The sequence below is a fragment of the Rhodoferax sp. ZS1R25 genome, assembly GCF_056521335.1.
Genome location: NZ_JBWMAZ010000001.1, coordinates 898966 through 921118, shown reverse-complemented (window position 1 = coordinate 921118; position 22153 = coordinate 898966). Strand labels below are relative to the sequence as shown.

Sequence of the window (22153 nt, the reverse complement as noted above, 5' to 3'; positions counted from 1 at the left end):
TGCCCGCACACTGCCGCACGTTTTCAACTTGAGGCCCCGATGCACTCTTCCTCTCCCGCATTCACCCGGCGCCAAGCGCTGGGCACCTTGGTCGCCGGCGCATTGCCTGTGCAAGCGGCGTTGGCCCAAAGCACGGTGTCTGCCGACAGCGGCGACATCGTGATTGGCCAGAGCGCGCACCTGAGCGGACCACTCGCCTCCACGTTGGCCGCGGTGCTCAAGGGGCAAGACCTTGCGCTCGCCGAATTCAACGACAAGGGCGGCGTGAATGGCCGGCGCGTGAAGCTGGTGACGCTGGACGACGCTTACGACACTAAGCTGTGCATGGACAACGTGAGCAAGCTGGTGGACGAGCACAAGGCCATTGCGCTGTTCGGCTTTGCCAACACCGCGGGCGTGGCCGCTGCCATGCCCGTGCTGATGGAGAAGAAGGTGCCGTTGATTGGCGTGTACTCCGGCTCGCCCAGCCTGCGCGCCAAGCAGCACCCCTACTTCTTCACCACCACCGCCAGCTACCGCGACGAGGTGGTGCAGATGATGCGCAACCAGGGCGCGCTGGGCCGCTCGCGCGTGGGCCTGGTTTACAACAACAGTGCGTTCGGCAAGCTCATGCTGCCCGTGGTGGAAGAGGTGGCCAAGGAGCAGGGCATCACCATCGTGGCCAAGGCCTCGCTGGAGATGACCGGCAGCGACGCCAATGCGGCCGCGCAGGCCATGGCCGCCGAGCGCCCGCAGGCCGTCATCATGATGGCGTTTGGCCCCTCGCTGTTTCCCTTCATCAAGGCAGCGCGCGCGCAGGTTGGCGCGCCACTGTACTGCCCGGGCATTGCCAATTCGCGCCAGCTGATGGATGCGCTGGGCGATGAGGCGCGTGGCCTGGCGTACACCGTGGTCATCCCCTACCCCTTCACCGCCACGCAAAACCTCACGCGCGATTTCCGCAAGACCATGGCCGCCGCCGGCCTGCCCGTGGACTACGACCATTTCTTTGGCTACCTGAACATGCGCACACTGCTGGCCGTGCTGGTGCGTGCGGGCAAGAGCATCACGCCGCAAACCATGGTGAGCACCTTGGAGCGCATGAAGAACGTGGACATTGGCGGCTACACGCTGGACTTCAGCCCCACCAACCACCATGGCTCCAAGTTTGTGGAAACCGTGGTGGTGGGCCCGGGCGGACGTTACATGCGCTAACACCCTGGGCTGACACAATGCAGGCTGGATGAACTCTTCAACACTGCCTGACATGAACACCTTTTTGCGACACACCGGCTTGGCTTTGGCTCTGGCTGCCAGCTCCCTCACCTGGGCCCAAAACGCCACCACGGCTGCGGCCGCCAAAGAAGACGGCGCCGTGGTCAGCAGCACTGGGCTGGTGTACCGCTCGCTCAAGGACGGCAGCGGTGCCAGCCCTAGCGCCACAGACAAGGTGAAAGTGCACTACCGCGGCACCTTCCCCGATGGCCGCGAGTTCGACAGCTCGTACAAGCGCGGCGAGCCGATCGAGTTTCCACTGAACGGCGTGATCAAGTGCTGGACCGAGGGCGTGCAGCGCATGAAGATAGGTGGCAAGGCCAAGCTGACCTGCCCACCGCAGATCGCCTATGGCGAGCGTGGCGCGGGTGGCGTGGTGCCCCCGAATGCAACGCTGGTGTTTGAGGTGGAACTGCTGGGCATCAACGGCAAGTAAGCCGCGCGCTGTGCGTGGTGCGGCGCACCGACACACAGCCTTCACCCCTTCCACAATGGGTCGGACTCCACGGGCAAGCGCCTGCTGGGGCCGGCCCATTTTTTGATTGGAGTGCCCGCATGACCACAACTGCCCACCCTGGCACGGACCACCGGGTGTCCGCCCTCTACACCACCCGGGAAGAAGCGACGCGCGTGCAAGCCCGCCTGGTCGACCTGGGGTTTTCTGCGGACCGCATCGAGATACTGCAGGACATGCCCACCCACTCGCCGACCGAGGGCAGCGACGAAATTCTCAAGCATATGGTGGTGGACGGCGCCATCGGCACAGCCGTAGGAACCGGCGTGGGTGCCGTGGGCACCGCCCTGCTGTGGGCGGCCAATATCACCCTGTTTGTAGCCAGCCCGCTGGTTGCACCGCTGGCCATGCTGGGCTGGTTTGCCAGCGTGGGCGGCATTGTGGGGGCGGTGGCCGGCACTGCCAGCAAAGAGGGGCGCTTTTCTGAACTGGTGATGGACGCCATCAAGTCCGGCAGCGTAGTGCTGGTGGTACACACCCAAGGCGAAACGGAGCGGGCGAAGGCCGCCGACGAAATCAGCAAATCACTACTGGGCCAAGGCCAGGCCGCCCTGTCGCAGTCGGCATGAGCGGCCGGTTCAGTGGGGCCCCGCGGCCCGGCTGACCCGCCACACCACATTGCCCACATCGTCGGCCACCAGCAAGGCGCCGCGGGTGTCCAGCGCCACGCCCACCGGACGTCCGCGCGCATGGCCGTCATCGGTAAGGAAACCCGTCAACACATCCTGCGGCGGGCCGGATGGCAAGCCCTTGTCAAAGGGCACAAAGATCACCTTGTAGCCGCTGCGCGGGCGGCGGTTCCAAGAGCCGTGCTGACCAATGAACATGCCCTGCACAAACCCCGCTGCCAACTGGTTGCCCTGGGCAGATGCCAAGCCCAGGGATGCGGTGTGGGGGCCCAGCGCGTAGTCTGGCTGGCGGGCACTGGCCACCAGGTCGGGGCGCGGCGGCGTCACCCGGCTGTCCACCCGGCCGTAATAGCTATAGGGCCAGCCATAAAAGGCGCCGTCGTCCACCTGCGTCAGGTAGTCGGGCACCAGGTCGCTGCCAATTTCATCGCGCTCATTCACCACCGTCCACAGCGCTCCGGACGTAGGCTCCCAGGCCATTCCGTTGGGGTTGCGCAGCCCCGAGGCAAACACGCGGTGCGCACCGCCAGGCAGGTCCACCACCCAGATGGCCGCGCGCTCGGCCTCCACCTCCAGGCCACTTTCGGCCACATTGCTGTTGGAGCCCACCGTCACGTACAGCTGCTGGCCGTTGGCGCTGGGGATGAGATTTTTGGTCCAGTGGTGGTTGATGGGGCCGGCGGGCAGGTCCACCAGCGTCTCGCCCGGCACGGTGATCTGCAGATCGCCGGGCGCATAGGGAAAGCGCAGCACGGCATCGGTGTTGGCCACATACAGGGTGTTGCCCACCAGCGCCATGCCAAACGGGGAGCGCAGCGCATCAATGAAGACAGTGCGGGTATCGGCCACGCCATCGCCATCGGTATCGCGCAACAGGGTGATGCGGTTGGCACTGGGCACGCCGGCCCCGGCACGGCGCATCACCAGCCCCATGATCCTCTCGCGCAGCGAGGGGTGGGCATCGGGCTTGGCGGGCGCATTGCTCTCGGCGACCAGCACATCGCCGTTGGGCAGCACATACAGCCAGCGCGGATGGTCCAGGCCGCTGGCAAACGCCTGCACCTGGGTTCCTGCCACGGACTCGGGCATTTGCCCCGGCGCCCAGCCCACCGCCAATGCGGTGTTCACGGTCGGTATCAGCGTGGGGGCGGGTGGCGGCAGTGTGGGGTGGGGCCCGGTCCCCGCGGACACCGGTAACGTGGCGGTCTCACCGCACGCAACCAGTGCGGCCCCCACCACACACGCCAAAGCAACCAGGGCGCAGCGCATGGACACTAGGCCTAGTGATAGGACTAAATGATGGCGTGCAGGCCCAACGTCTGCTGGGCCGGAGGTGGCACGGACGGCACATGCTGCAGTAGGTCCGACAGGTCATCGGCGTGTTCTTCTTCCACCGCCAAAATGGCTTCCAGCAGGCGCCGTGTGGTGGGGTCCTGGTCGCCCAGGTAGCCAATGAAGTGGCGGTAGCTGTCGATGGCGATGCGCTCGGCCACCAGGTTTTCCCGAATCATGTCTGACAGCGTGGGCCCCTCCCGGTACTCGGCGTGGCTGCGCTCCAGCAGCGTGTCGGGGGCAAAGTCGGGCTCGCCGCCCAATTGCACAATGCGCTCGGCCAATTGGTCCGCATGGACCAGCTCTTCGTTGGAATGGGCCAGAAACTCAGTGGCCACGGCCTGGGAATGGATGCCGCGCGCCATGAAGTGGTGGCGCCGGTAACGCAGCACGCACACCAGCTCGGTGGCCAGCGCGCTGTTAAGCATTTTCAGCACCGCAGGACGGTCGGCGGTGTAGCCCTCGGTCACCGCACCCTGCTCCATGTGACGGCGCGCGCGCTCACGCAGTGCACCTACATCAATCTCATCAGACTTTCTCATTTGCAGCACCTCCAAGACATGGTCCTAGCGTTTCCAGGAATGTCCTCAGCATGGGGCCAGCGCCCCATTTGAACTGTGCGGTGCCGCACACGCGGCGCTAGAAACCCACCTGCAACAGCGGCTGCAGCACGCTGGCGCCCAGTTTGCGGGAGCGCTCGCCGCTCCAGCCGTTCAGCACGTCGGGCAGATTGGCGTTGTCCTTGAAAGGCATCTCGATGGTGAAGGCTAGGCAGCCGAACTGCTGGGCGATCCAGTTGGTGGCCAGCGTCATATTGGCCTGGCCTGCGGCCGTGCGGCCGTAGTTCACTGTGTCCTGAAAATCCGGGCAACTGGCCAGCCAGACAGCCTTGAAGGCGTCTTCCAGCTCGGCCACGCGCGGGCTGTAGCCCGGCGTACCCTCGGAGCCCACCACAAAGTTGTAGGGCAGGCCTTCGTCGCCATGCACGTCCAGGCACAGGTCTACCCCCGTGTCCAGCATGGCTTGGCGCACCAGCAGCACCTCGGGCGATTTATCGGCACTGGGGGCGGCCCACTCGCGGTTCAGGTTGGCACCGGCGGCGTTGGTGCGCAGGTTGCCCAGCACGGCGCCATCGGGGTTCATGTTGGGCACCACGTAAAACACGCAGCGGTCCAGCAGCACGCGTGCCGCCGCGTCGTCACCGTCCAGCAAGCGCTCCAACATGCCTTCCACAAACCACTCGGCCATGGATTCGCCGGGGTGCTGGCGGGCGATCACCCAGACCTTCTTTTTGTCTTCCAGCGGCGTGGTGCCCGCCTCGTCGGTGATGCGCAAGAGCGTCATGTCGCGCCCCTGCACAGTGCTGCCCAGGCGCTGCAGCTGCACCCAGGGGGAAGCGCCGACCGAGCCCAATAGGTCCAAGTGCTGCTCGTACGAATAGGGCTCGAAATAGGCGAAGCACACGGCCTGCGCCATGGGGGTCAAGCGCGCGGTCATCTCCTTGCCGTCGTACTGGGTGTCGATGCGGCTCCAGTGCTGGCGGTCGTGGCTGGCCAGCACTTGGTAGCCCTCCCAGCCCTTGGGGTAGGCGCATTCCGATGCGTTCAGAAACCGCAGCGTGACGGGCTGGTAGGCCGCGCCATGCAGGCAAAAGTGAAACCACTGGGCAAAGTCGGCGGCGCTGTCCTTGCGGATGCGCAGCTGGATGTCCTGCGGGCTGTCCAGGCGCACCACATCGATGGCGCCGGAGTCAAACTGGGTGGAGATATGGAGGGATGGCATGGGGCAGTGCGGTTGGGTCCAGGGGGCCGGGCCATTGTAGAAGTCGCCCTCAAGTTCGGGCCACTGGTGGCCGATAACCCCCTACCGCCCTTTGCATTTCCGGAGTTCCCATGAACATTGCCAGCACCCCCGCCGTGCAAGCCGCCAGCGCTGCCGCCCAAGGCAGCACGGCCGATGCCGTGAACATCCTGGTGCTGAAAAAGGCGCTGGATATGCAAGCTGTGTCGGCGGCCACCCTGCTACAGGCCCTGCCCCAAATGCCGCCCCTGGCCACCAGCGGCACCGTGGGCACCAAGCTCAACACCTTCGCCTGAGCCTTCTTACTGGCTTTCCACCACCTTCACCAGCTGCCCCACTGGCGGCTCACCACCACCGTAGAAGCCGTTGATCAGGCGCAGCTGTTGTTCGGGCCGCGCAATAGGAGAGCTTTTGGCTAGCTCCACAAAACCGCCTTTGGGGTAGGGTACGGTTTTGAGCCCCCAGGGCCGGGCCGCGGCCCGGTCTTGCGCCGTTAGCGCCCTAAAGCTACTCTCCACCTCACGCACCTGGGCGCGAGCGCGCTGCAGGGCGTTGGCGTCTTTTGCGCTGGTTTGCAGCAGGTAAATCTTGTCGCCCGGGCCGGTGACCACGGTGGCCTCTAGCGCCTGGGTCTGACCATTGCTGTCGGCGCGGGCGCCGGCAAAGCGTGTGGCTGGCAGGCCGTTGAAGGTGGTGGTTTCTACCCGGCCCTGGGTGGGCTTGAGCACATTGCGGATGACGTCGGTATGCGTCTTGCCAGCCTGCGGCGGTACCAGGCGCACCACCACGGCGGCGTCGCGCGCGGTGTTCAGCAGCGCCAGCTGTTCGTTGTCGTTCTGGATGTACCAGCCCACAGGCGCGGTGATCGCAAAGTTCAGCGGCTCGTGGTAGAAATTGCGCCCCCGCGTCAGGCCCTGGGCAGCGCTGTCACCAAAGGTCACGCCCGACATCACCTTGAGGTAGCGCGTGCGGCCCTCGTCGCCATAGGCGCCCTGGGTTTTGTACTGGGCTGCCAGCGCCGTAATGGCCTGCAGGCGCTGGTCGTTGCTGGGGTGGGAGGCCAGCCAGTCGCTCTGCGCCGGCACCGGGCGGCCTTCGGCCTTGGCCTGGTCGGCGGCAAAGCGCTCCTGGTTTTTCAGCACGGTGATCACGTCCACCATGTTGTGCGGGTCGTAGTGGGTGCGCGACAGGTATTCGGCGCCCAGGCCATCGGCCTGTAGCTCCTGGTCACGCCCGTAAGACGCGATGTAACCCGCCGCCACGGTTTGCGAGGCCTGGCTGGCCAGTTGCCCGGCGCCGCCAAAACCCTGCCCCTCCAACACGGCACCCAGCACCGTGGCCGCAAACACCCCCAGCCCTGCCGTCTGCTGGCGCGTGGCGCGCTGGGCGCCGTGGCGTGCGGTCACATGGCCAATCTCATGGCCCATCACGCCGGCCAGGTCGGCCTCGCTGTCCAGGTAGGCCATGATGCCGCGCGTCACATACACATAGCCGCCGGGCAGCGCAAAGGCGTTGATCTCGGGGCTGTCCAGCACCGTGAAGTGCCACTGCAATTGGCTGCGGTGGCTTTGCGCGGCCAACTTCTGGCCCAGCGCATTCACATAGCTTTGCACCGCAGGGTTGGCGTAGACGCCATATTCCTTGAGTACCTCCGCATGGCCCTTGGCACCCTCGGCCACTTCGTCTTCCTCGCTCATCACCGAACGCTCGGTCTGGCCAGTGACGGGGTTGACGGTGGCGGTGCCGCAGCTGGTGAGCATGAGCGCCGCAAGCACGGCGCTGGAGATTTTTTGTTTCATGGCATTCCCTTTCTAACAAGAGGAGATCTTAGGGGCCTGACGGGGCTGCTCCGTGCGATGCAATACGGTGGGCCGTGCATTTAGGGCGCCAGCCCTTTCAGGTCCTGCTTGATGAAATCGATGAAGGCCCGCGTGCGGGCCGGCAGCAGCCGGGCATGCGGGTACACCACGTGGATCGGACGGGGTGGCGGCTCGAAATCTTCCAGCACCAGCTGTAGCGTGCCCTGCGCCAGATGCGGCGCCACCTGGTACGAGATGAACATGCCAAAGCCCATGCCGGCCAGGCAGGCATCCAGCACCGGGGCGTTGTGGTTGAAGGTGAGGTTGCCGGTGATGGGTACCGTGAAGGCCTTGCCCTGCGCATGGAAGGTCCACCACGGGCCGCTGGCCCCCAGAAAACGAATGCAGTTGGCCTGCAGCAGGTCGCGCGGGTGCGCGGGCACACCGTGGCGCGCCAGGTACTCCGGACTGGCCACCACCAGGCGGCGCAAGCTCCCCAACGGCTGCGCCACCAGCGAGGAGTCTTCCAGCGCGCCAATGCGAATGCCCAGGTCCAGCCCCTCTTCCAGCAAATTCACCACGCGGTCGGCCAGCATCACACTGCACTGCACGCGGGTGTGGCGCTGCACAAAACGCATGACCACGGGGGTGACATGCATCTGCCCGAACATCACCGGCGCGGTGATGTGGAGCTGGCCCGCGGGTTCGCTGGCGTCAGCGCTCAGTGCGGCCTCGGCCTCGCCCACGGCGCTCAGCACCTGGCGGCAGCTCTCCAGGTAATGCTTGCCTTCTTCGGTGAGCGACAAACGCCGCGTGGTGCGGTGCATCAGGCGTACGCCCAGGTGCGCCTCCAGCGCGGCCAGCGTGCGCACCACCGCCGGCAGCGACGAATCCATGGCGCGAGCCGCTGCCGTCAGGCTGCCCTGGTCGGCAATGTGGGTGAACGCCTGCATGGCTTTGAGCTTGTCCATGCGGCATATTAGACCGATATATGGATGAGTTAAATGTGTTTCTCACCATTTATCAATTTCAAAGCAATAAACACAATGGGCGCATCGTCACTTTGCTGGAAAGCCCGCCATGAGCCCCTTGCGCCCCGCCACTCCCATTCGCCTGCACCGCATGCCCCTCTCGGGCCACTGCCACCGGGTGGAGCTGTTTCTCTCGCTGCTGGGCCTGCCGGTGGAGCTGGTGGAGGTGAACATGGCAGCCGGCGCCCACAAGGCACCAGCGTTTTTGCAGCTGAACCCGTTTGGGCAGTTGCCCGTCATTCAGGACGGAGACGTGACGCTGACCGATTCCAACGCCATCCTGGTCTACCTGGCCAGCCGCTACGCGTCCGATGCCAATAGCTGGTTGCCACGCGACCCGCTGCAGGCGGCTGCGGTGCAGCGCTGGCTGTCGGTGGCCGCCGGCCCCTTGGCGTTTGGTGCGGCAGTGGCCCGGGCCATCGTCGTTTTCAAGCGCACCACGCAGCCAGACGAAGCCATCCAGCGCGCCCACAGCCTGCTGGCGGTGATGGAGGCGACGCTGCAGCACACCGACTATCTGGCGGGCAACCACCCCACGCTGGCCGACATCGCCAACTACAGCTACACCGCGCACGCCCCCGAAGGCCGCGTGGCGCTGGACGCCTACCCGCACGTGCGCGCCTGGCTGGCGCGCATCGAGGCGCTGCCCGGTTTTGTGCCCATGGTGAAGACGCCGCTGCAACAGGCTGCCTGAGATGACTGGCCACCTGCCCGAGCGCGCCTTCCACACTGGCGAACAGGCCTTGCAAGCCCGCGTGGGCGTGCGCGAGCGCATGGCCGAAGTGGGCAACATCGTCATGCGCGACCACATGCCCGACCAGCATCGCGGCTTCTTTGCCCAGTTGCCGTTCATCGTGGTGGGCTCGGTGGATGCCGATGGCCAGCCCTGGGCCTCGGTACTGGCCGCGCCACCCGGCTTTGTGGCCTCGCCCGACGACCAGACCCTGACGGTGGAGGCGCTGCCACTCGCAGCCGACCCACTGCACACCAACCTGCACCCTGGTGCACCCATCGGCCTGTTGGGCATAGAACCGCACACGCGCCGGCGCAACCGCATGAACGGCGTGGTGAGCGCGCTGCACGACCAGGGCTTTGCTGTGCAAGTTCAGCAGAGCTTTGGCAACTGCCCCAAGTACATCCAGGCCCGCAAGCCGGTGTACCTGGCGCCCGATGCCAACGCGCAGCCAGTGGTACACCGCGCTACCGAGCTGGACGCGGCCGCACGCCAGATGCTGGCGCAGACCGACACCTTCTTCATTGCCACCGCCTACACCGGCACCGACCTTGAACAGCGCGGCCCGGCCCATGGCGTGGACGTATCCCACCGCGGTGGCAAACCCGGCTTTGTGCGGGTGGAGGGCAACACCCTGATCGTGCCCGACTTCATCGGCAACTTCTTCTTCAACACGCTGGGCAACCTGGCCGTGAACCCGCGCGCAGGTCTGCTGGTGGTGGACTACACCACGGGCGACCTGCTGTACCTGGCGGTGGATGCGGAGATCATCTGGGACGGCCCGCTGCTGGATAGCTTTGTGGGGGCGCAGCGGTTGCTGCGTCTGCAGGTGCGCAGCATGGTGCGCATTCATGGGGCCTTGCCACTGCGTTGGGGTGCGGCGCAGTTGTCGCCGGTGTTGGGGGCTACGGGGAGTTGGAATTAAGGCTGGCAGAATTTGTTGCAATTCTTTGGTCGACGTAACAGCGACCTTCAAACTACGACTTCCGCTATGCGGCGGAAGCGGACGTCCGCAGATTCACCCGAACGGGGGATATTCAGGACCGAGGTAGGTCTTCAAAATCGGAGACTGTCACGATTTTAATGAGAGCAGTTTGCACAAGCTGCATGTGAAATATGCCATTTTTTGCAACCCACACCTTCACTTTATCCCGCAGTGCATTGCGGCATGAATTTCGATAAGTCCGGCAATGCATCGGCTATCTGCACGCGCTCGAGTTGCAATGCGCCCCCTCTCAGGCGTTGTCATTCGCAAGCTCATGGGGAGCATCTTTCCGCGTCGAAATGACTACGGAAATGGCTCATTTGAAGAGCTGGTCCCCGAGCTTGCTCGATTTGGAATAACTACGATTGGAAAGTTTCGTCGCTTGATGACCAAGCATCGGAAGATGCTGCTACGGATAGACCGCGATCGACTGGCTCCCTGGGAGGAGAGGCATTTTTCCGATGACTTCGGGGAGGAATTTGTGAAAGATGCGGTGCGAAGACAATACTGGTTTGCTTATCCTGGTCTGGTCCGCACGGCGGCAGAACTTGAATTTGGTGAGGCGGCTGCGATTCATGTCGATAAACCTTAAGTTTCCAATCGATACGGCCCCTCAACAGCGGAAGGCGGCTTCGCCGCAAGAGTTGGCGTCGCGGTCATCTTCACGTTAGGTGCCCCAATGCAAGATCGCCAGATTATTCACAGCAGTATCTCCCCGGTTGGCTGGTATGTAGCTTCGTACATCCATCGTTTTGTCGCGCTCAACCAAGACAACGAACGCGACTCAAAGCGATTTGAGGTTTGGGAAAACACGATCTTGATTGCCGCCCAATCACCAGAAGAGGCTTACGAAAAAGCAATTGCAATTGGCAGGAAGGGGTGCGAGCCCTACGAAAACAATCTCGGTCAGTGCGTACAGTTTCTATTTGAAGGACTCACCTCGCTGTTGCCGATCTATGAAGAGCTTACCGACGGCGCAGAGATTATCTGGGCCAGAAGGTCGCAATCACTCAAGGCAATGCGCAAGCGAATCAAACCCAAAAGTGAGTTGGAGGTGTTTCAAGATGCCGATGCCTCACCCCTTCTTTGAGCGGACCCGCCTACCGCGGCATGTTTGAGTCAACCAGTAAAGACGGCTTTAGAGCGATGCGAAAGTCGGCTATCAGTCTGAAGTAGCCCTCCAAACCAACTCACCAAGGCGGGTGGTGGGGCCCATGGGCGCAGGCCGCACTCGCGGTTGCCACAGAGCAAGCGTGCCAAGCACAACGTTAGCGCAGCAATCCAAGCCAACCAGAAACAGCCGCCCGCGACGCGAGCCGGAGAACGCGGGCCACGCCGCCCGCCTTGTGCGAGGCGGCTCCCAGCAAGGCTGTTTACACACAAAACAAGCTTCTAGCCCCCGTCAATATTGCGCTAGCAGCTACAAAAACCGTAGCACCTAGAGCCGCCAACCAACCGCCCACACCCCCCACCACCGATAATCGGGGGATGACCGCTTTCTCCTCTCTCCCCCTCTCCCCCGCCACCCTTGCCAACCTGCAGCAACTGGGCTACGAGTCCATGACGCCCATCCAGGCGGCCAGCCTGCCGATTGCGCTGGCGGGGCAAGACCTGATTGCCCAGGCCAAGACCGGCAGCGGCAAGACCGCGGCCTTTGCGTTGGCGCTGCTGGCCAAGTTGAACCCACGCTGGTTTGCCGTGCAGGCCATGGTGCTGTGCCCCACGCGCGAGCTGGCCGACCAGGTGACGGTGGAAATCCGCCGCCTGGCCCGCGCCGAAGAAAACATCAAGGTGGTGACGCTGTGCGGTGGTGTGGCCACACGCGGCCAGCGTGCCAGCCTGGAAAACGGCGCACACATCGTGGTCGGCACGCCGGGCCGCATCATGGACCTGCTGGAGCGTGAATACCTGTCGCTGGAAAACCTGAACACTCTGGTGCTGGACGAAGCCGACCGCATGCTGGACATGGGCTTCTTCGACGACATTGCCACTGTGGTCAAGCAAACGCCCAAGGAACGCCAGACCCTGCTGTTCTCAGCCACCTACCCCGAAGGCATCGCCAAGCTGGCCCAACAGTTCATGCGCGATCCGCAGCAGATCACCATCAAAGCGCCCTTGGCCGAGAGCACGATCGAACAACGCTTTTACGAGGTGGAGCGCAGCAACCGGCTGGACACCGTGGCCCTGCTGCTCAACCACTTCCGCCCCACCGGCACCATCGCCTTTTGCAACACGCGCCAGCAGTGCAACGAGCTGGTGACGCTGCTGCAAGGCCAGGGCTTTGTAGCGCAGGCCCTGCATGGCGACCTGGAGCAGCGCGAGCGCGACCAGGTGCTGGCACAGTTTGCCAACCGCAGCTGCTCGGTGCTGGTGGCCACCGACGTGGCCTCACGCGGGCTGGATGTAAAAGAGCTGGACTTGGTCATCAACGTGGACATTACGCCCGACGCCGAGGTGCATGTGCACCGCGTGGGCCGCACCGGCCGCGCAGGCCAATCCGGCCTGGCGGTCAGCCTGGTGTCCATGAACGAGATGGGGTCGGTCGGCAAGATCGAGCAGTACCAGAACGCGCCCTCGGTCTGGTTCAAACGCGACGAGCTCACCCCCACAGGCAAGGGCCGTTTGCTGCCCCCCATGGTGACCCTGCAGATTGCTGGAGGCCGCAAAGAGAAGATTCGCCCCGGCGACGTGCTGGGCGCGCTGACCAGCGCCGAGGGCGGCCTCGCCTACACCCGTGAGCAGATCGGCAAGATCGCCGTCACCGAGTACTGCACCTTTGTGGGCGTGGAACGCAGCATTGCCCATGACGCCTGCGCCAAACTCAACGCCGGCAAGGTCAAGGGCAAGAGCGTGCGGGCCCGTCTGCTGTAAGGCAAATTCCTACAAGGTTTACAGCCGTTGTCGGACTCCAGTTCAGAGGGACTGTGACTACAGTTCATCCAAGCGCCAGTGTCACTGGACAGCGCATGGAACCCACTGGAGAACTGCCATGAACGACACCACCACCGCCCTCAACCCCTTCAGCCTGATGATGGAGCCTGAACTGGTTTTGCAGACCATGGAGCGCTCCCAGCAGCTGCGCGGCCTGCGCCGCCACAAGCTGCGCCCGCTGGACAAGCCCCTGATCCCCTACACCAAGGAAGCGCTGGCCAACCGCGCGGCCTATGACGCCGCCATCGACGCCGAAGACCTGGAAGCCCAGGCCGACGCCTACCTGCTGAACTAAACCAGCCCCTGTTCCCGCCCCGGGCAGGCGGGAATATGAAACCGGCCCTCTGGGGCCGGGAGCGAAGCCGGATGGGCCGATAATGTTTCGGTCCCTCTCGTCCCACAAAGGAAGCTTCGCAATGTCCCTCGCCCGTCTTGCCTCCCCGCGCCTTGTCGCCGCTGCCGCCCTGGCCGTTTGCTCTGTAGCCGCCGTGGCCCAGTCCACCGAACCCGTGCGGGTTGGCCTGTTGAGCACACTCTCCGGCCCCGGTGCGGGTTTGGGCGTAGACATCCGCGATGGCTTTCAGCTCGCAGTCAAACTGAATGCAGGCAAGCTCGGTGGCCGTACCGCCGAAGTGATCGTGGCCGACGACCAGGCCACCCCCGACGTGGGCCGCCAGACCGCCGACCGCTTGGTCAAGCGTGACAAGGTGGACTTCCTCACCGGCATCGTCTTCTCCAACGTCATGCTGGCCGTGGGCACCCCCACATTCCAGTCCAAGACCTTCTACATCAGCGCCAACGCCGGCCCCTCGCAGTACGCGGGCGAGCAGTGCAACCCGTATTTCTTCAGTGCCTCGTACCAGAACGACAACATGCACGAGGCCGTGGGCAAGACGGTGACCGACAAGGGCTTCAAACGTGTGGCGCTGATCGCCCCCAACTACCCGGCCGGCAAGGACGCGCTCACCGGCTTCAAGCGCTTCTACCAGGGTGAAGTGGCCTCCGAGACCTACACCGCGCTGAACCAGCTGGACTACAGCGCCGAGCTGTCCAAGCTGCGCGCCACCAAGCCCGATGCGGTCTACATCTTCCTGCCCGGTGGCCTGGGTATCAACTTCATCAAGCAGTTTGTGGGCGCCGGCCTGTCCAAGGACATGACGCTGTTTGGCCCCGGTTTCTCGGGCGACGAGGATGTGATCAAAGCCGTGGGCGACCCCATGCTGGGCATGTTCAACACCTCGCAGTGGGGCCACGACATGGACAACGCGGCCAACAAGAAGTTTGTCGCCGAGTTTGAAAAGGAATACGGCCGCCTGCCCACGCTGTACGCCGCGCAGGGCTACGACGCCGCCCGCCTGATCGACGCCGGCGTACGCGACAGCAAGGGCAAGCTGGACGACAAGGCTGCCGTGAAAAAGGCACTGGAAGCCGCCAAGTTTGACTCGGTGCGCGGCGCCTTCAAGTTCAACAGCAACCATTTCCCCATCCAGGACTACTACCTGCGTGTGATCACCCGCGACAGCAAGGGCCGCGTGACCAACCGCACGCTGGGCGCGGTGTTCAAGAACCACGCCGACGCCTACGTGGGCAACTGCAAGATGCCGGGCCTGTAAGCCACGCACCTGGTTTCGCACGATGGGGATTTTGTTGCTGGAGCAGGCCCTGAACGGCCTGCAGCTGGGGCTTATGCTGTTTTTGCTGGCAGCGGGCCTCACGCTGGTGTTTGGCATCATGGACATGGTGAACCTGGCCCACGGCTCGCTCTACATGGTGGGCGCCTACCTTATCGCCACCGTGTCGACCGCCAGCGGCTCCTTCTGGATCGGTCTGGGTGCTGGCGTGGTCGCCACGGCCGCACTGGGCATGTTGCTGGAAGTGACCGTGCTGCGCCGCCTGTACCGCCGTGACCACGTCACGCAGGTGCTGGGCACCTTTGCCATCCTGCTCATGTGCAACGAGGGCGTGCGCATGGTCTGGGGCTCACAGCCCCTGTCGCTGAACCCGCCCACGGCACTGGCCGGCCCGGTGGAGCTGCTGCCCGGTTTTTACTACCCCGCGTTTCGCCTGCTCATCATCGGTGTGGGCCTGGCCACGGCGCTGCTGCTCTACCTGCTGGTCACGCGCACGCGCATGGGCATGCAGGTGCGCGCCGGCGCGTCGAACCGCGACATGGCGCTCGCCATGGGCACCAACGTGCAGCGCCTGTTTACCGCCGTATTTGGTCTGGGTGCCGCGCTATGTGCGCTGGCGGGCGGCATGCTGGGGCCGCTACTGGCGGTGCAGGTGGGCATGGGCGAGAGCATTCTCATCCTGGCCTTTGTGGTCATCGTCATCGGCGGCATTGGCTCCATCCGCGGTGCGCTGGTCGGTGCGCTGCTGGTGGGCCTGGTGGACTCGGGCGGGCGCACGCTGCTGCCCATGCTGTTCGAGGCCGTGTTCAGCCCGCAGGTGGCCGCCGATGCGGCACCTGCGGTGGCCTCCATCCTTATCTATGTGCTGATGGCCACCGTGCTGGCCTTCAAGCCGCGCGGCCTCTTCCCTGCCCATGGCTGATCCGCGCTCCACTCCACCGTCCACTCCCAGCCTGCTGCAGCACCGCCTGAACCTGCGCTGGACGCTGCCGCTGCTGGCCGTGTTGTGCTCCCTGCCCTGGGTGGCGGCCGCGCTGGGCGACAGTTTTTACGTGACGCTGGCCACGCGCATTCTTGTCTTTGCGCTGGCCGCCACCAGCCTGAATTTGATCCTCGGTTTTGGTGGCATGGTGAGCTTTGGTCACGCGGCCTTTGTGGGTGCGGGCGCCTACACCGTGGGAATCCTCATGCAGCATGGCATTAGCAGCGCCTGGCTGGCCTGGCCGCTGGCCATGCTGGTGAGCGCGCTGCTGGCGCTGCTCATTGGCGCCATCAGCCTGCGCACGCAGGGCGTGTACTTCATCATGATCACGCTGGCCTTTGCGCAGATGCTGTACTACCTGGCCGTGTCGCTCAAGGCCTATGGCGGGGACGATGGGCTCTCGCTGCCCGGCCGCTCCACCCTCGGGTTCGAACTCACCGATACCGCGCTCTATTACGTGACGCTGGCCCTGCTGGTCACCACCGTTGTTTTCATCACGCGCCTGCTCAACGCCCGCTTTGGCCAGGCCCTGCAGGCCATCCGCGAGAACGAGGTACGCATGGCCGCACTCGGCTACGCGGTGCTGCGCTACAAGCTGATGGCCTTCACGCTGGCCGGTGCGCTGGCTGGCCTGGCAGGGGCACTGCTGGCCAACCAAGGCAGCTTTGTGAGCCCGTCGCTCATGCAATGGAGCCAGTCCGGCATGCTCATGGTGATGGTGATTCTGGGCGGTGTGGGCCATGTGCTGGGCGGCCTGGTGGGGGCTGCGGCCTTTCTGCTCATGGAAGAATTTTTGGGCCACATGACCGAACACTGGCAACTGGGCCTGGGCGCCCTGCTGCTGTTGGTGGTGCTGGTCGCGCCGCAAGGCCTCATGAGCCTGTTCAAGCGGAGGGCACCATGAGCACCACGCCACTGCTGCAGGTCACCGGTTTGGTCAAGCGCTTTGGCGCACTGGCCGCCACCGACCAAGCGAATCTAACGGTGCAACCGGGCCAGATCCACGCGCTGATTGGCCCCAACGGCGCGGGCAAGACCACGCTGATCCACCAGATCTCCGGTGCACTCAAGCCCGATGCCGGGCACATCGTGTTTGATGGCCACGACGTGACCACCCGGCCCATCCATCGCCGGGTGCACCGCGGCTTGGCGCGCAGCTACCAGATCACGAATGTGTTCTTGCGCCTGAGCGTGCTGGACAACCTGGCGCTGGCACTGCAGGCCGTGGACGGCAGCAGCCTGCGTTTCTGGAAAGCCGCGCATGCGGAGGCGCAGCGCATGGACCGCGCCGCTGCGGTGGCACGCCGCGTGGGCCTGGGCAGCCGGCTGGACGCCTTGGCCGGCGCACTCTCGCACGCCGAGCAGCGCCAGCTGGAAGTCGGCCTGGCGCTGGCCAGTGGCCCGAAGCTGCTGTTGTTGGACGAGCCGCTGGCCGGCATGGGGCCTGACGAATCACAGCGCATGGTAGCGCTGCTGCACGGCCTGCGGACCGAGACCACACTGCTGTTGGTGGAGCACGACATGGACGCGGTGTTCCAGCTGGCCGACGCCATCTCGGTGCTGGTGTTTGGCCGGGTGATTGCCAGCGGCGCGCCAGCGGCCATCCGCGAAGATGCCGAGGTGCGCCGCGCCTACCTGGGCGACGATGCCGTGCCACAGGCTTGAAGACACGCCCATGGAAACCCTGCTCGACATCACCGACCTGGACACCGCCTATGGCAGCAGCCAGGTGCTGTTTGGCCTGAACCTGCACATTCCCTCCGGCGGCGTGGCCACGCTGCTGGGCCGCAACGGCATGGGCAAGACCACCACGGTGCGCAGCATCCTCGGCCTCACTCCGGCGCGCAGCGGCAGCATCCGTTTTCGGGGTGAGCGCATTGACCAGCTCAGCCCCGACCGCATTGCGCGCATGGGCGTGGCCCTGGTGCCCGAGGGGCGGCAGATTTTCCCCAACCTCACGGTGCTGGAAAACCTCAAGGCCTTTGCCGCACAGCGCAACGCCAGCCCCACGCCATGGACGCTGGAGCGCATCTACCACCTGTTCCCCGTGCTGGAGAAGCGCGCCCGCAACATGGGCAACCAGCTCTCGGGGGGCGAGCAGCAGATGTTGGCCATAGGCCGCGCGCTGATGACCAACCCGCACCTCTTGATATTGGACGAGGCCACCGAAGGCCTGGCACCATTGATCCGCGAAGACATCTGGGCCTGCCTGGCCACACTGCGCGCACAAGGCCAAAGCATTCTGGTCATCGACAAGTACGTGCAACGCCTGCTGCCACTGGCCCAGCAGCACACCCTGATTGAGCGCGGCCGTGTGGTCTGGAGCGGCGACTCCGCCGCGCTGGCCGCTCAGCCCGACCTGTGGCACCAGTACGTTGGCATTTAACTGTAGGAACCCGACATGCCCAAGCTTTACCGCGACTTTGACACCCAGGCGCAAATCGACGCCCAGTACAACCCATCCATTGGCTTGGCCGACCAGGCCGCACCCGGCAGGCACTTTGTGGCGCAGGCCACCAAGGCGCGCAGCACGCTGAAGAACCACCTGGACATTCCGTTTGGCCCCACCGTGCATGAGACGCTGGACGTCTTTCCGGCCGACCAACCCAACGCGCCCGTGTTTGTCTTCATCCACGGTGGCTACTGGCGCGCCATGTCGTCCAAAGAGTTCAGCGGCGTAGCGCTGGGCCTGCAGCCGCTGGGCATCACGACCGTGGTGGTGAACTACGCGCTGTGCCCGTTTGTCACCATTGCCGAAATCACGCGCCAGTGCCGCGCCGCCGTGGCCTGGACGCTGCGCAACATCGCGCAGTACGGCGGCGACTCTGCCCGCGTGGCCGTGGGCGGCCACTCGGCCGGCGGCCACCTGAGCGCCATGTGCTTGGAAACCGCGTGGGACACCGACTACGGCCTGCCGCGCGACCCGCTCAAGGCGGCAGTGCTGATTAGCGGCCTGCACGACCTGCAGCCGCTGCGCTACAGCTATCTGCAGCCCATGATCCAGTTGGACGAATACACCGTGCGCCACTACTCCCCGGCGGTGAATGTGCGCGCCTGCCCCACGCCCACCTGGGTGACTTGGGGGGGCGCCGAGAGCAGCGAATTTGCCCACCAGTCGGCGCTGTACCACGCGGCTGCGCAGGCGCTGGGCAACCCGACCGAGCTGCGCGCGGTGCCGGGTGCCGACCACTTCACCATCGTGCACGAGCTGGAGCGCAGCGACAGCCCCATGGCGCAGTGGCTGGCCACGCAGCTGCGCGCCTGACCACCGCGGGCCGCGCGGGCGCGGGTGCGCCCTCTTGTGGGGCCGCTGCGCTTCCCCAACAATGGCCTGCATGCCCCGCTTGACCACCCTGTTTCTCCGGTGCGCCCTGCTGCTGTGCCTGCTGCCCGGCGCCGGCCACACCGCCCCTGCGGCGCTGGACCTGCTGGCCCGGGCCGAAAAGGCCATGGGCAGCGAAGGGGTGCACCGCATTCAGTACCTGGGCCAGGGCAGCAGCGTGGCGCCCGGCCAGGGGCTAGACCCCACCCAGCCCGGCCCGCGTGTGGCACTGCGCGGCTACGCACTGCTGGCCGACTACGACAACGCGGCCCTGCGCGAAGAAAGCCTGAGCGGCCCCGAGCAGCGCACCACCAGCTTTGTGCGCGGCCAGGCCGCCTGGAACATGCGCGGCCCGGTGCCCTTGCCCGCACCGTGGGCGGTGGACGAACGCCTGGTGCAGCTGTGGACCACACCGCACGGTGCGCTACGGGCAGCGCGGCGCAACGCCGCCACGCTGCGGCAAACGGCGACACGCACGCTGGCTTTCAGCGAGCCCGGCCTCATGGAGGCCAGCATCACGCTGAATGCCAACGACCAGGTGCAGGAGGTTCGCGCCACTGTGACGCACCCGGTGTGGGGCGATAGCAGCGTGGTGGCCAGTTATACCGACTACCCGGCCCACAGCACCCCCGCCGCGCCGCGCCAATGGCGCCAGAGCTGGAACGGCACGCTGGTACGCGAGCTCCGTGTGGAGCAGGTGGTGCTGAACCCGGCGTTCGTGATCAGCACGCCAGCGATCGTGGATACGCGCGAAGAACGCGTGACCACCGAGCTGCTGGCACCCGGCGTGTGGCTGCTGGGCGGCAGCGCGCACCACAGCGTGGCCATTGCCATGCAAGACCATGTGCTGCTGGTGGATGCGCCGCTGTCCGAAGCGCGTGGCCTGGCTCTGCTGCAGGCCGTGAAAGCGCTGGTGCCGGACAAGCCCGTGTCGTATGTGCTGAGCACCCACCCGCACCTGGACACGGCTGGCGGCGTACGGGCAGCCCTGTCCGAAGGCGCCACGCTGATGGCCGCCGAGGCCCAGCGCGCCTGGTGGGGCCGGGTGCTAGCCAGCCCGCACCGCCTGCAGCCCGATGCGCTGGCGCGTGCGCGCAAGGCGCCCCGCCTGCTGGGCCTGGGTGCCAAGACCGTGCTGAGCGATGGCGCGCGGACGGTGGAGGTGCACGCGCTGCGTGGCAGCCCACACGCCCGCGACCTGCTGGTGGCGTACCTGCCCGCGGACAAGCTGTTGATTGAGGTGGACGCCTACACGCCAGGCGCCCCGTTCAGCGCGGCCCCTGTGGCGGCGCAACCCGGCGCGGTGAACCTGCTGGAGAACCTGCAGCGCCTGCAACTGGATGTAGAGCGCATCGTGCCCCTGCATGGCCGCGTAGAGCCACTGGCTGAGCTGCAACGCGCTGCAGGCAGGGTCAATTAGCCTTCCAGCCCCCGTGGAATATGCGCAAGCAGCTCCTAAAAGAGGAGCAAGCCAGCGCGACCACGGTGCCCGCCTCGTCAAAGGATTGACACAAAACTTTCACAATCAATGAATAGCATCAGCCGCTTCTTTACCTAGGAGTAGTGCATGCCTTCGATTCCGTTCCGCCTTCACCCCGCCGCCAGCGCCGCGCTGCTCTTGGCACTGGGCCTGTCCGCCTGTGGCACCGCGCCCGGCCTGCGCAGCAGCCTGCCCACGCTGGACGGTCAGCTGCCTTTGGTGATTGCACACCGCGGTGCTTCTGGCTACCTGCCCGAAGAAACGCTGGAGGCCTACACCCGCGCGATTGAGCTGGGTGCGGACGTGATCGAGATGGACATTGTGGTCACCAAAGACCGTCAGCTCATCACCCGCCACGACCCCAACCTGGCCATCAGCACTGATGTGGCCAAGCACCCCGAATTTGCCGCGCGAAAGAAGACCATCCAGGTGGACGGCGAAACGCAGACCGGCTGGTTCAGCGACGACTTCACGCTGGCCGAGATCAAGACCCTGGGCGCCATTTCCACCGATGTGGAACGCCCCCAGCAGTTCAATGGCCAGTTCAAGGTGCCCACGCTGCAAGAGGTGATCGACCTGGCCAAGGCCCAGTCCACCAAGACCGGCCGCACCATCGCCATCTACCCCGAAACCAAGAACCCCAGCTACTTTGCCGCCCTGGGCCTGCCCATGGAAGACCAGCTGATCGCGCTGATCACCAAGGCCGGCTGGAACAGCAAGAGCGCGCCCGTGTTCGTGCAGTCGTTTGAACCCAGCAGCCTGAAGTACATGAAGAGCAAGGGCCTGCAGACCAAGCTGGTGCAGCTGATTGATGGCGACGACGTGGACCTGCGCACCGGCAAGGTCACCTACGCACTGCCCAGCGACCGGCCGTACGACTGGACCATCATGGGTGACAAGCGCAACTTTGATGTGATGGTGACGCCCGAAGGCCTGGCCGAGATCAAGACCTATGCCGACGGCATCGGCCCCTGGAAGCGCTACATCATCAGCACCAAGGGCACGATCGGCGCTGATGGCAAACCCACCGATGTGAACGGCGACGGCAAGATCAACGACGCCGACACCACCAGCCAGCCCGCCACCCGCCTGGTGGCCGATGCGCACAAGGCCGGGCTGTTTGTGCACCCCTTCACCTTCCGCAACGAGTCGCGCCGCCTGGCTTCCGACTACCAGAAGAACCCTGCGGCCGAGTACACCGCGTTCTACCAAACCGGTGTGGACGGTGTGTTCACCGACTTCACCGACACGGCCCTGGCCGCGCGCAAGGCGCTGGCCCAATAAGCCTTCGCGGGCGGAGCGGCCCTAGCGGCCGCGCCGGCGGTTGGGTGGGTCGTCCTGGCCTTGTAGCCAGGCGACAAACTCGTCCATCGGCTGCGGTCGGCTGAAGCAGTAGCCCTGCAGCTCGTCGCAGCCCAGCGCGGTCAGCGTCTGGGCGGTCGGCAGGTTCTCCACGCCCTCGGCCACCACCTTCAGGCCCAGAGTGTGGCCCAGCGCAATGACGGCGTGCACGATGGCCGCATCGGCGCTGTCGTCCAGCATGCTCTGCACAAACGACTGGTCCACCTTCAGCTTGTCGATCTCAAAACGCTTGAGGTAGGCCAGGCTCGAATTCAACGACGCCGACACCACCAGCCAGCCCGCCACCCGCCTGGTGGCCGATGCGCACAAGGCCGGGCTGTTTGTGCACCCCTTCACCTTCCGCAACGAGTCGCGCCGCCTGGCTTCCG

24 protein-coding genes are annotated in these 22153 nt (G+C 65.1%); 18 read left to right on the top strand and 6 right to left on the bottom strand.

Annotated elements, in window-relative coordinates:
• Positions 1-39 precede the first annotated feature (39 nt).
• The 3 genes from AC097R_RS04345 to AC097R_RS04335 all read left to right on the top strand — a co-directional run bounded on the left by AC097R_RS04345 (position 40) and on the right by AC097R_RS04335 (position 2337).
• Positions 40-1194, top strand: coding sequence for an ABC transporter substrate-binding protein (locus tag AC097R_RS04345; protein WP_479596389.1), 1155 nt, complete (start codon positions 40-42; stop codon positions 1192-1194).
• 52 nt (positions 1195-1246) lie between these two features.
• Positions 1247-1690, top strand: coding sequence for an FKBP-type peptidyl-prolyl cis-trans isomerase (locus tag AC097R_RS04340; protein WP_479596388.1), 444 nt, complete (start codon positions 1247-1249; stop codon positions 1688-1690).
• Positions 1691-1809: 119 nt separating this feature from the next.
• On the top strand, positions 1810-2337 hold the full coding sequence (locus AC097R_RS04335) for a hypothetical protein (RefSeq protein WP_479596387.1): 528 nt from the start codon (positions 1810-1812) through the stop codon (positions 2335-2337).
• Between the two features lie 9 nt (positions 2338-2346).
• On the opposite strand, the gene AC097R_RS04330 is transcribed toward AC097R_RS04335, so the two are convergent.
• From AC097R_RS04330 to AC097R_RS04320, 3 genes are all read right to left on the bottom strand, one after another.
• A complete protein-coding gene (locus tag AC097R_RS04330) occupies positions 2347-3666 on the bottom strand; it encodes a PQQ-dependent sugar dehydrogenase (protein ID WP_479596386.1) in 1320 nt (439 codons plus the stop codon).
• Between the two features lie 23 nt (positions 3667-3689).
• Positions 3690-4271 carry a ferritin-like domain-containing protein gene (locus tag AC097R_RS04325; RefSeq protein WP_479596385.1) on the bottom strand — a complete coding sequence of 194 codons (582 nt, stop codon included), beginning with the start codon at positions 4269-4271 and terminating at the stop codon, positions 3690-3692.
• Positions 4272-4368: 97 nt separating this feature from the next.
• Positions 4369-5511, bottom strand: a complete 1143-nt coding sequence (locus AC097R_RS04320; protein ID WP_479596384.1) for a M14 family metallopeptidase — start codon at positions 5509-5511, stop codon at positions 4369-4371.
• A gap of 110 nt (positions 5512-5621) precedes the next feature.
• On the opposite strand from AC097R_RS04320, the gene AC097R_RS04315 reads away from it, so the two are divergent.
• The gene (locus tag AC097R_RS04315) at positions 5622-5825 is read left to right on the top strand and encodes a putative motility protein (protein WP_479596383.1); all 204 of its coding nucleotides are present in this window, start codon (positions 5622-5624) and stop codon (positions 5823-5825) included.
• A 6-nt stretch (positions 5826-5831) separates the two neighbouring features.
• Here the strand turns inward: AC097R_RS04315 and AC097R_RS04310 are convergent, their stop codons facing one another.
• The gene (locus tag AC097R_RS04310; RefSeq protein ID WP_479596382.1) at positions 5832-7328 is read right to left on the bottom strand and encodes a M48 family metalloprotease; all 1497 of its coding nucleotides are present in this window, start codon (positions 7326-7328) and stop codon (positions 5832-5834) included.
• Between the two features lie 80 nt (positions 7329-7408).
• Positions 7409-8299 (bottom strand): LysR family transcriptional regulator, encoded by an 891-nt coding sequence (locus AC097R_RS04305; protein ID WP_479596381.1) that lies wholly within the window; start codon positions 8297-8299, stop codon positions 7409-7411.
• Between the two features lie 109 nt (positions 8300-8408).
• Between AC097R_RS04305 and AC097R_RS04300 the strand changes: the two genes are divergently transcribed.
• From AC097R_RS04300 to AC097R_RS04235, 14 genes are all read left to right on the top strand, one after another.
• Positions 8409-9053 carry a glutathione S-transferase family protein gene (locus AC097R_RS04300; protein ID WP_479596380.1) on the top strand — a complete coding sequence of 215 codons (645 nt, stop codon included), beginning with the start codon at positions 8409-8411 and terminating at the stop codon, positions 9051-9053.
• 1 nt (position 9054) lies between these two features.
• Positions 9055-10017 (top strand): pyridoxamine 5'-phosphate oxidase family protein, encoded by a 963-nt coding sequence (locus AC097R_RS04295; protein WP_479596379.1) that lies wholly within the window; start codon positions 9055-9057, stop codon positions 10015-10017.
• 298 nt (positions 10018-10315) lie between these two features.
• On the top strand, positions 10316-10669 hold the full coding sequence (locus AC097R_RS04290; RefSeq protein ID WP_479596378.1) for a hypothetical protein: 354 nt from the start codon (positions 10316-10318) through the stop codon (positions 10667-10669).
• A gap of 87 nt (positions 10670-10756) precedes the next feature.
• Positions 10757-11167 (top strand): DUF4288 domain-containing protein, encoded by a 411-nt coding sequence (locus tag AC097R_RS04285; RefSeq protein WP_479596377.1) that lies wholly within the window; start codon positions 10757-10759, stop codon positions 11165-11167.
• A gap of 398 nt (positions 11168-11565) precedes the next feature.
• A complete protein-coding gene (gene dbpA, locus AC097R_RS04280; protein ID WP_479596376.1) occupies positions 11566-12948 on the top strand; it encodes an ATP-dependent RNA helicase DbpA in 1383 nt (460 codons plus the stop codon).
• A gap of 118 nt (positions 12949-13066) precedes the next feature.
• Positions 13067-13303, top strand: a complete 237-nt coding sequence (locus AC097R_RS04275) for a hypothetical protein (protein WP_310340801.1) — start codon at positions 13067-13069, stop codon at positions 13301-13303.
• 121 nt (positions 13304-13424) lie between these two features.
• A complete protein-coding gene (locus tag AC097R_RS04270) occupies positions 13425-14621 on the top strand; it encodes an ABC transporter substrate-binding protein (RefSeq protein WP_479596375.1) in 1197 nt (398 codons plus the stop codon).
• Between the two features lie 22 nt (positions 14622-14643).
• Positions 14644-15561, top strand: a complete 918-nt coding sequence (locus tag AC097R_RS04265) for a branched-chain amino acid ABC transporter permease (RefSeq protein WP_479596374.1) — start codon at positions 14644-14646, stop codon at positions 15559-15561.
• Entirely contained in the window at positions 15554-16525 is a 972-nt protein-coding gene (locus AC097R_RS04260) for a branched-chain amino acid ABC transporter permease (protein ID WP_479596373.1), read from the top strand. Before AC097R_RS04265 ends, AC097R_RS04260 begins: the two co-directional genes overlap by 8 nt.
• On the top strand, positions 16522-17286 hold the full coding sequence (locus AC097R_RS04255) for an ABC transporter ATP-binding protein (protein WP_479596372.1): 765 nt from the start codon (positions 16522-16524) through the stop codon (positions 17284-17286). The genes AC097R_RS04260 and AC097R_RS04255 overlap by 4 nt, the downstream gene beginning before the upstream one ends.
• A 10-nt stretch (positions 17287-17296) precedes the next feature.
• Complete coding sequence (locus AC097R_RS04250) at positions 17297-18007, top strand: ABC transporter ATP-binding protein (protein WP_479596371.1); 711 nt, start codon at positions 17297-17299, stop codon at positions 18005-18007.
• Positions 18008-18022: 15 nt separating this feature from the next.
• A complete protein-coding gene (locus AC097R_RS04245) occupies positions 18023-18886 on the top strand; it encodes an alpha/beta hydrolase (RefSeq protein WP_479596370.1) in 864 nt (287 codons plus the stop codon).
• A gap of 70 nt (positions 18887-18956) precedes the next feature.
• The gene (locus AC097R_RS04240) at positions 18957-20363 is read left to right on the top strand and encodes an MBL fold metallo-hydrolase (RefSeq protein WP_479596369.1); all 1407 of its coding nucleotides are present in this window, start codon (positions 18957-18959) and stop codon (positions 20361-20363) included.
• 147 nt (positions 20364-20510) lie between these two features.
• Positions 20511-21707, top strand: a complete 1197-nt coding sequence (locus AC097R_RS04235; protein WP_479596368.1) for a glycerophosphodiester phosphodiesterase — start codon at positions 20511-20513, stop codon at positions 21705-21707.
• Positions 21708-21728: 21 nt separating this feature from the next.
• Here AC097R_RS04235 and AC097R_RS04230 read toward each other — a convergent pair.
• The coding region (locus tag AC097R_RS04230; RefSeq protein WP_479596367.1) for an EAL domain-containing protein at positions 21729-22153 on the bottom strand (425 nt) is incomplete at its 5' end.

Coding starts and splice junctions, on each gene's coding strand:
- AC097R_RS04235 (WP_479596368.1), top strand. CDS start 20,511: ATGCCTTCGATTCCGTTCCGCCTTCACCCCGCCGCCAGCGCCGCGCTG.
- AC097R_RS04265 (WP_479596374.1), top strand. CDS start 14,644: ATGGGGATTTTGTTGCTGGAGCAGGCCCTGAACGGCCTGCAGCTGGGG.
- AC097R_RS04315 (WP_479596383.1), top strand. CDS start 5,622: ATGAACATTGCCAGCACCCCCGCCGTGCAAGCCGCCAGCGCTGCCGCC.
- AC097R_RS04325 (WP_479596385.1), bottom strand. CDS start 4,271: ATGAGAAAGTCTGATGAGATTGATGTAGGTGCACTGCGTGAGCGCGCG.
- AC097R_RS04295 (WP_479596379.1), top strand. CDS start 9,055: ATGACTGGCCACCTGCCCGAGCGCGCCTTCCACACTGGCGAACAGGCC.
- AC097R_RS04300 (WP_479596380.1), top strand. CDS start 8,409: ATGAGCCCCTTGCGCCCCGCCACTCCCATTCGCCTGCACCGCATGCCC.
- AC097R_RS04260 (WP_479596373.1), top strand. CDS start 15,554: ATGGCTGATCCGCGCTCCACTCCACCGTCCACTCCCAGCCTGCTGCAG.
- AC097R_RS04250 (WP_479596371.1), top strand. CDS start 17,297: ATGGAAACCCTGCTCGACATCACCGACCTGGACACCGCCTATGGCAGC.
- AC097R_RS04275 (WP_310340801.1), top strand. CDS start 13,067: ATGAACGACACCACCACCGCCCTCAACCCCTTCAGCCTGATGATGGAG.
- AC097R_RS04340 (WP_479596388.1), top strand. CDS start 1,247: ATGAACACCTTTTTGCGACACACCGGCTTGGCTTTGGCTCTGGCTGCC.
- dbpA (WP_479596376.1), top strand. CDS start 11,566: ATGACCGCTTTCTCCTCTCTCCCCCTCTCCCCCGCCACCCTTGCCAAC.
- AC097R_RS04310 (WP_479596382.1), bottom strand. CDS start 7,328: ATGAAACAAAAAATCTCCAGCGCCGTGCTTGCGGCGCTCATGCTCACC.
- AC097R_RS04305 (WP_479596381.1), bottom strand. CDS start 8,299: ATGGACAAGCTCAAAGCCATGCAGGCGTTCACCCACATTGCCGACCAG.
- AC097R_RS04345 (WP_479596389.1), top strand. CDS start 40: ATGCACTCTTCCTCTCCCGCATTCACCCGGCGCCAAGCGCTGGGCACC.
- AC097R_RS04245 (WP_479596370.1), top strand. CDS start 18,023: ATGCCCAAGCTTTACCGCGACTTTGACACCCAGGCGCAAATCGACGCC.
- AC097R_RS04270 (WP_479596375.1), top strand. CDS start 13,425: ATGTCCCTCGCCCGTCTTGCCTCCCCGCGCCTTGTCGCCGCTGCCGCC.
- AC097R_RS04285 (WP_479596377.1), top strand. CDS start 10,757: ATGCAAGATCGCCAGATTATTCACAGCAGTATCTCCCCGGTTGGCTGG.
- AC097R_RS04335 (WP_479596387.1), top strand. CDS start 1,810: ATGACCACAACTGCCCACCCTGGCACGGACCACCGGGTGTCCGCCCTC.
- AC097R_RS04290 (WP_479596378.1), top strand. CDS start 10,316: ATGCGCCCCCTCTCAGGCGTTGTCATTCGCAAGCTCATGGGGAGCATC.
- AC097R_RS04320 (WP_479596384.1), bottom strand. CDS start 5,511: ATGCCATCCCTCCATATCTCCACCCAGTTTGACTCCGGCGCCATCGAT.
- AC097R_RS04255 (WP_479596372.1), top strand. CDS start 16,522: ATGAGCACCACGCCACTGCTGCAGGTCACCGGTTTGGTCAAGCGCTTT.
- AC097R_RS04330 (WP_479596386.1), bottom strand. CDS start 3,666: ATGCGCTGCGCCCTGGTTGCTTTGGCGTGTGTGGTGGGGGCCGCACTG.
- AC097R_RS04240 (WP_479596369.1), top strand. CDS start 18,957: ATGCCCCGCTTGACCACCCTGTTTCTCCGGTGCGCCCTGCTGCTGTGC.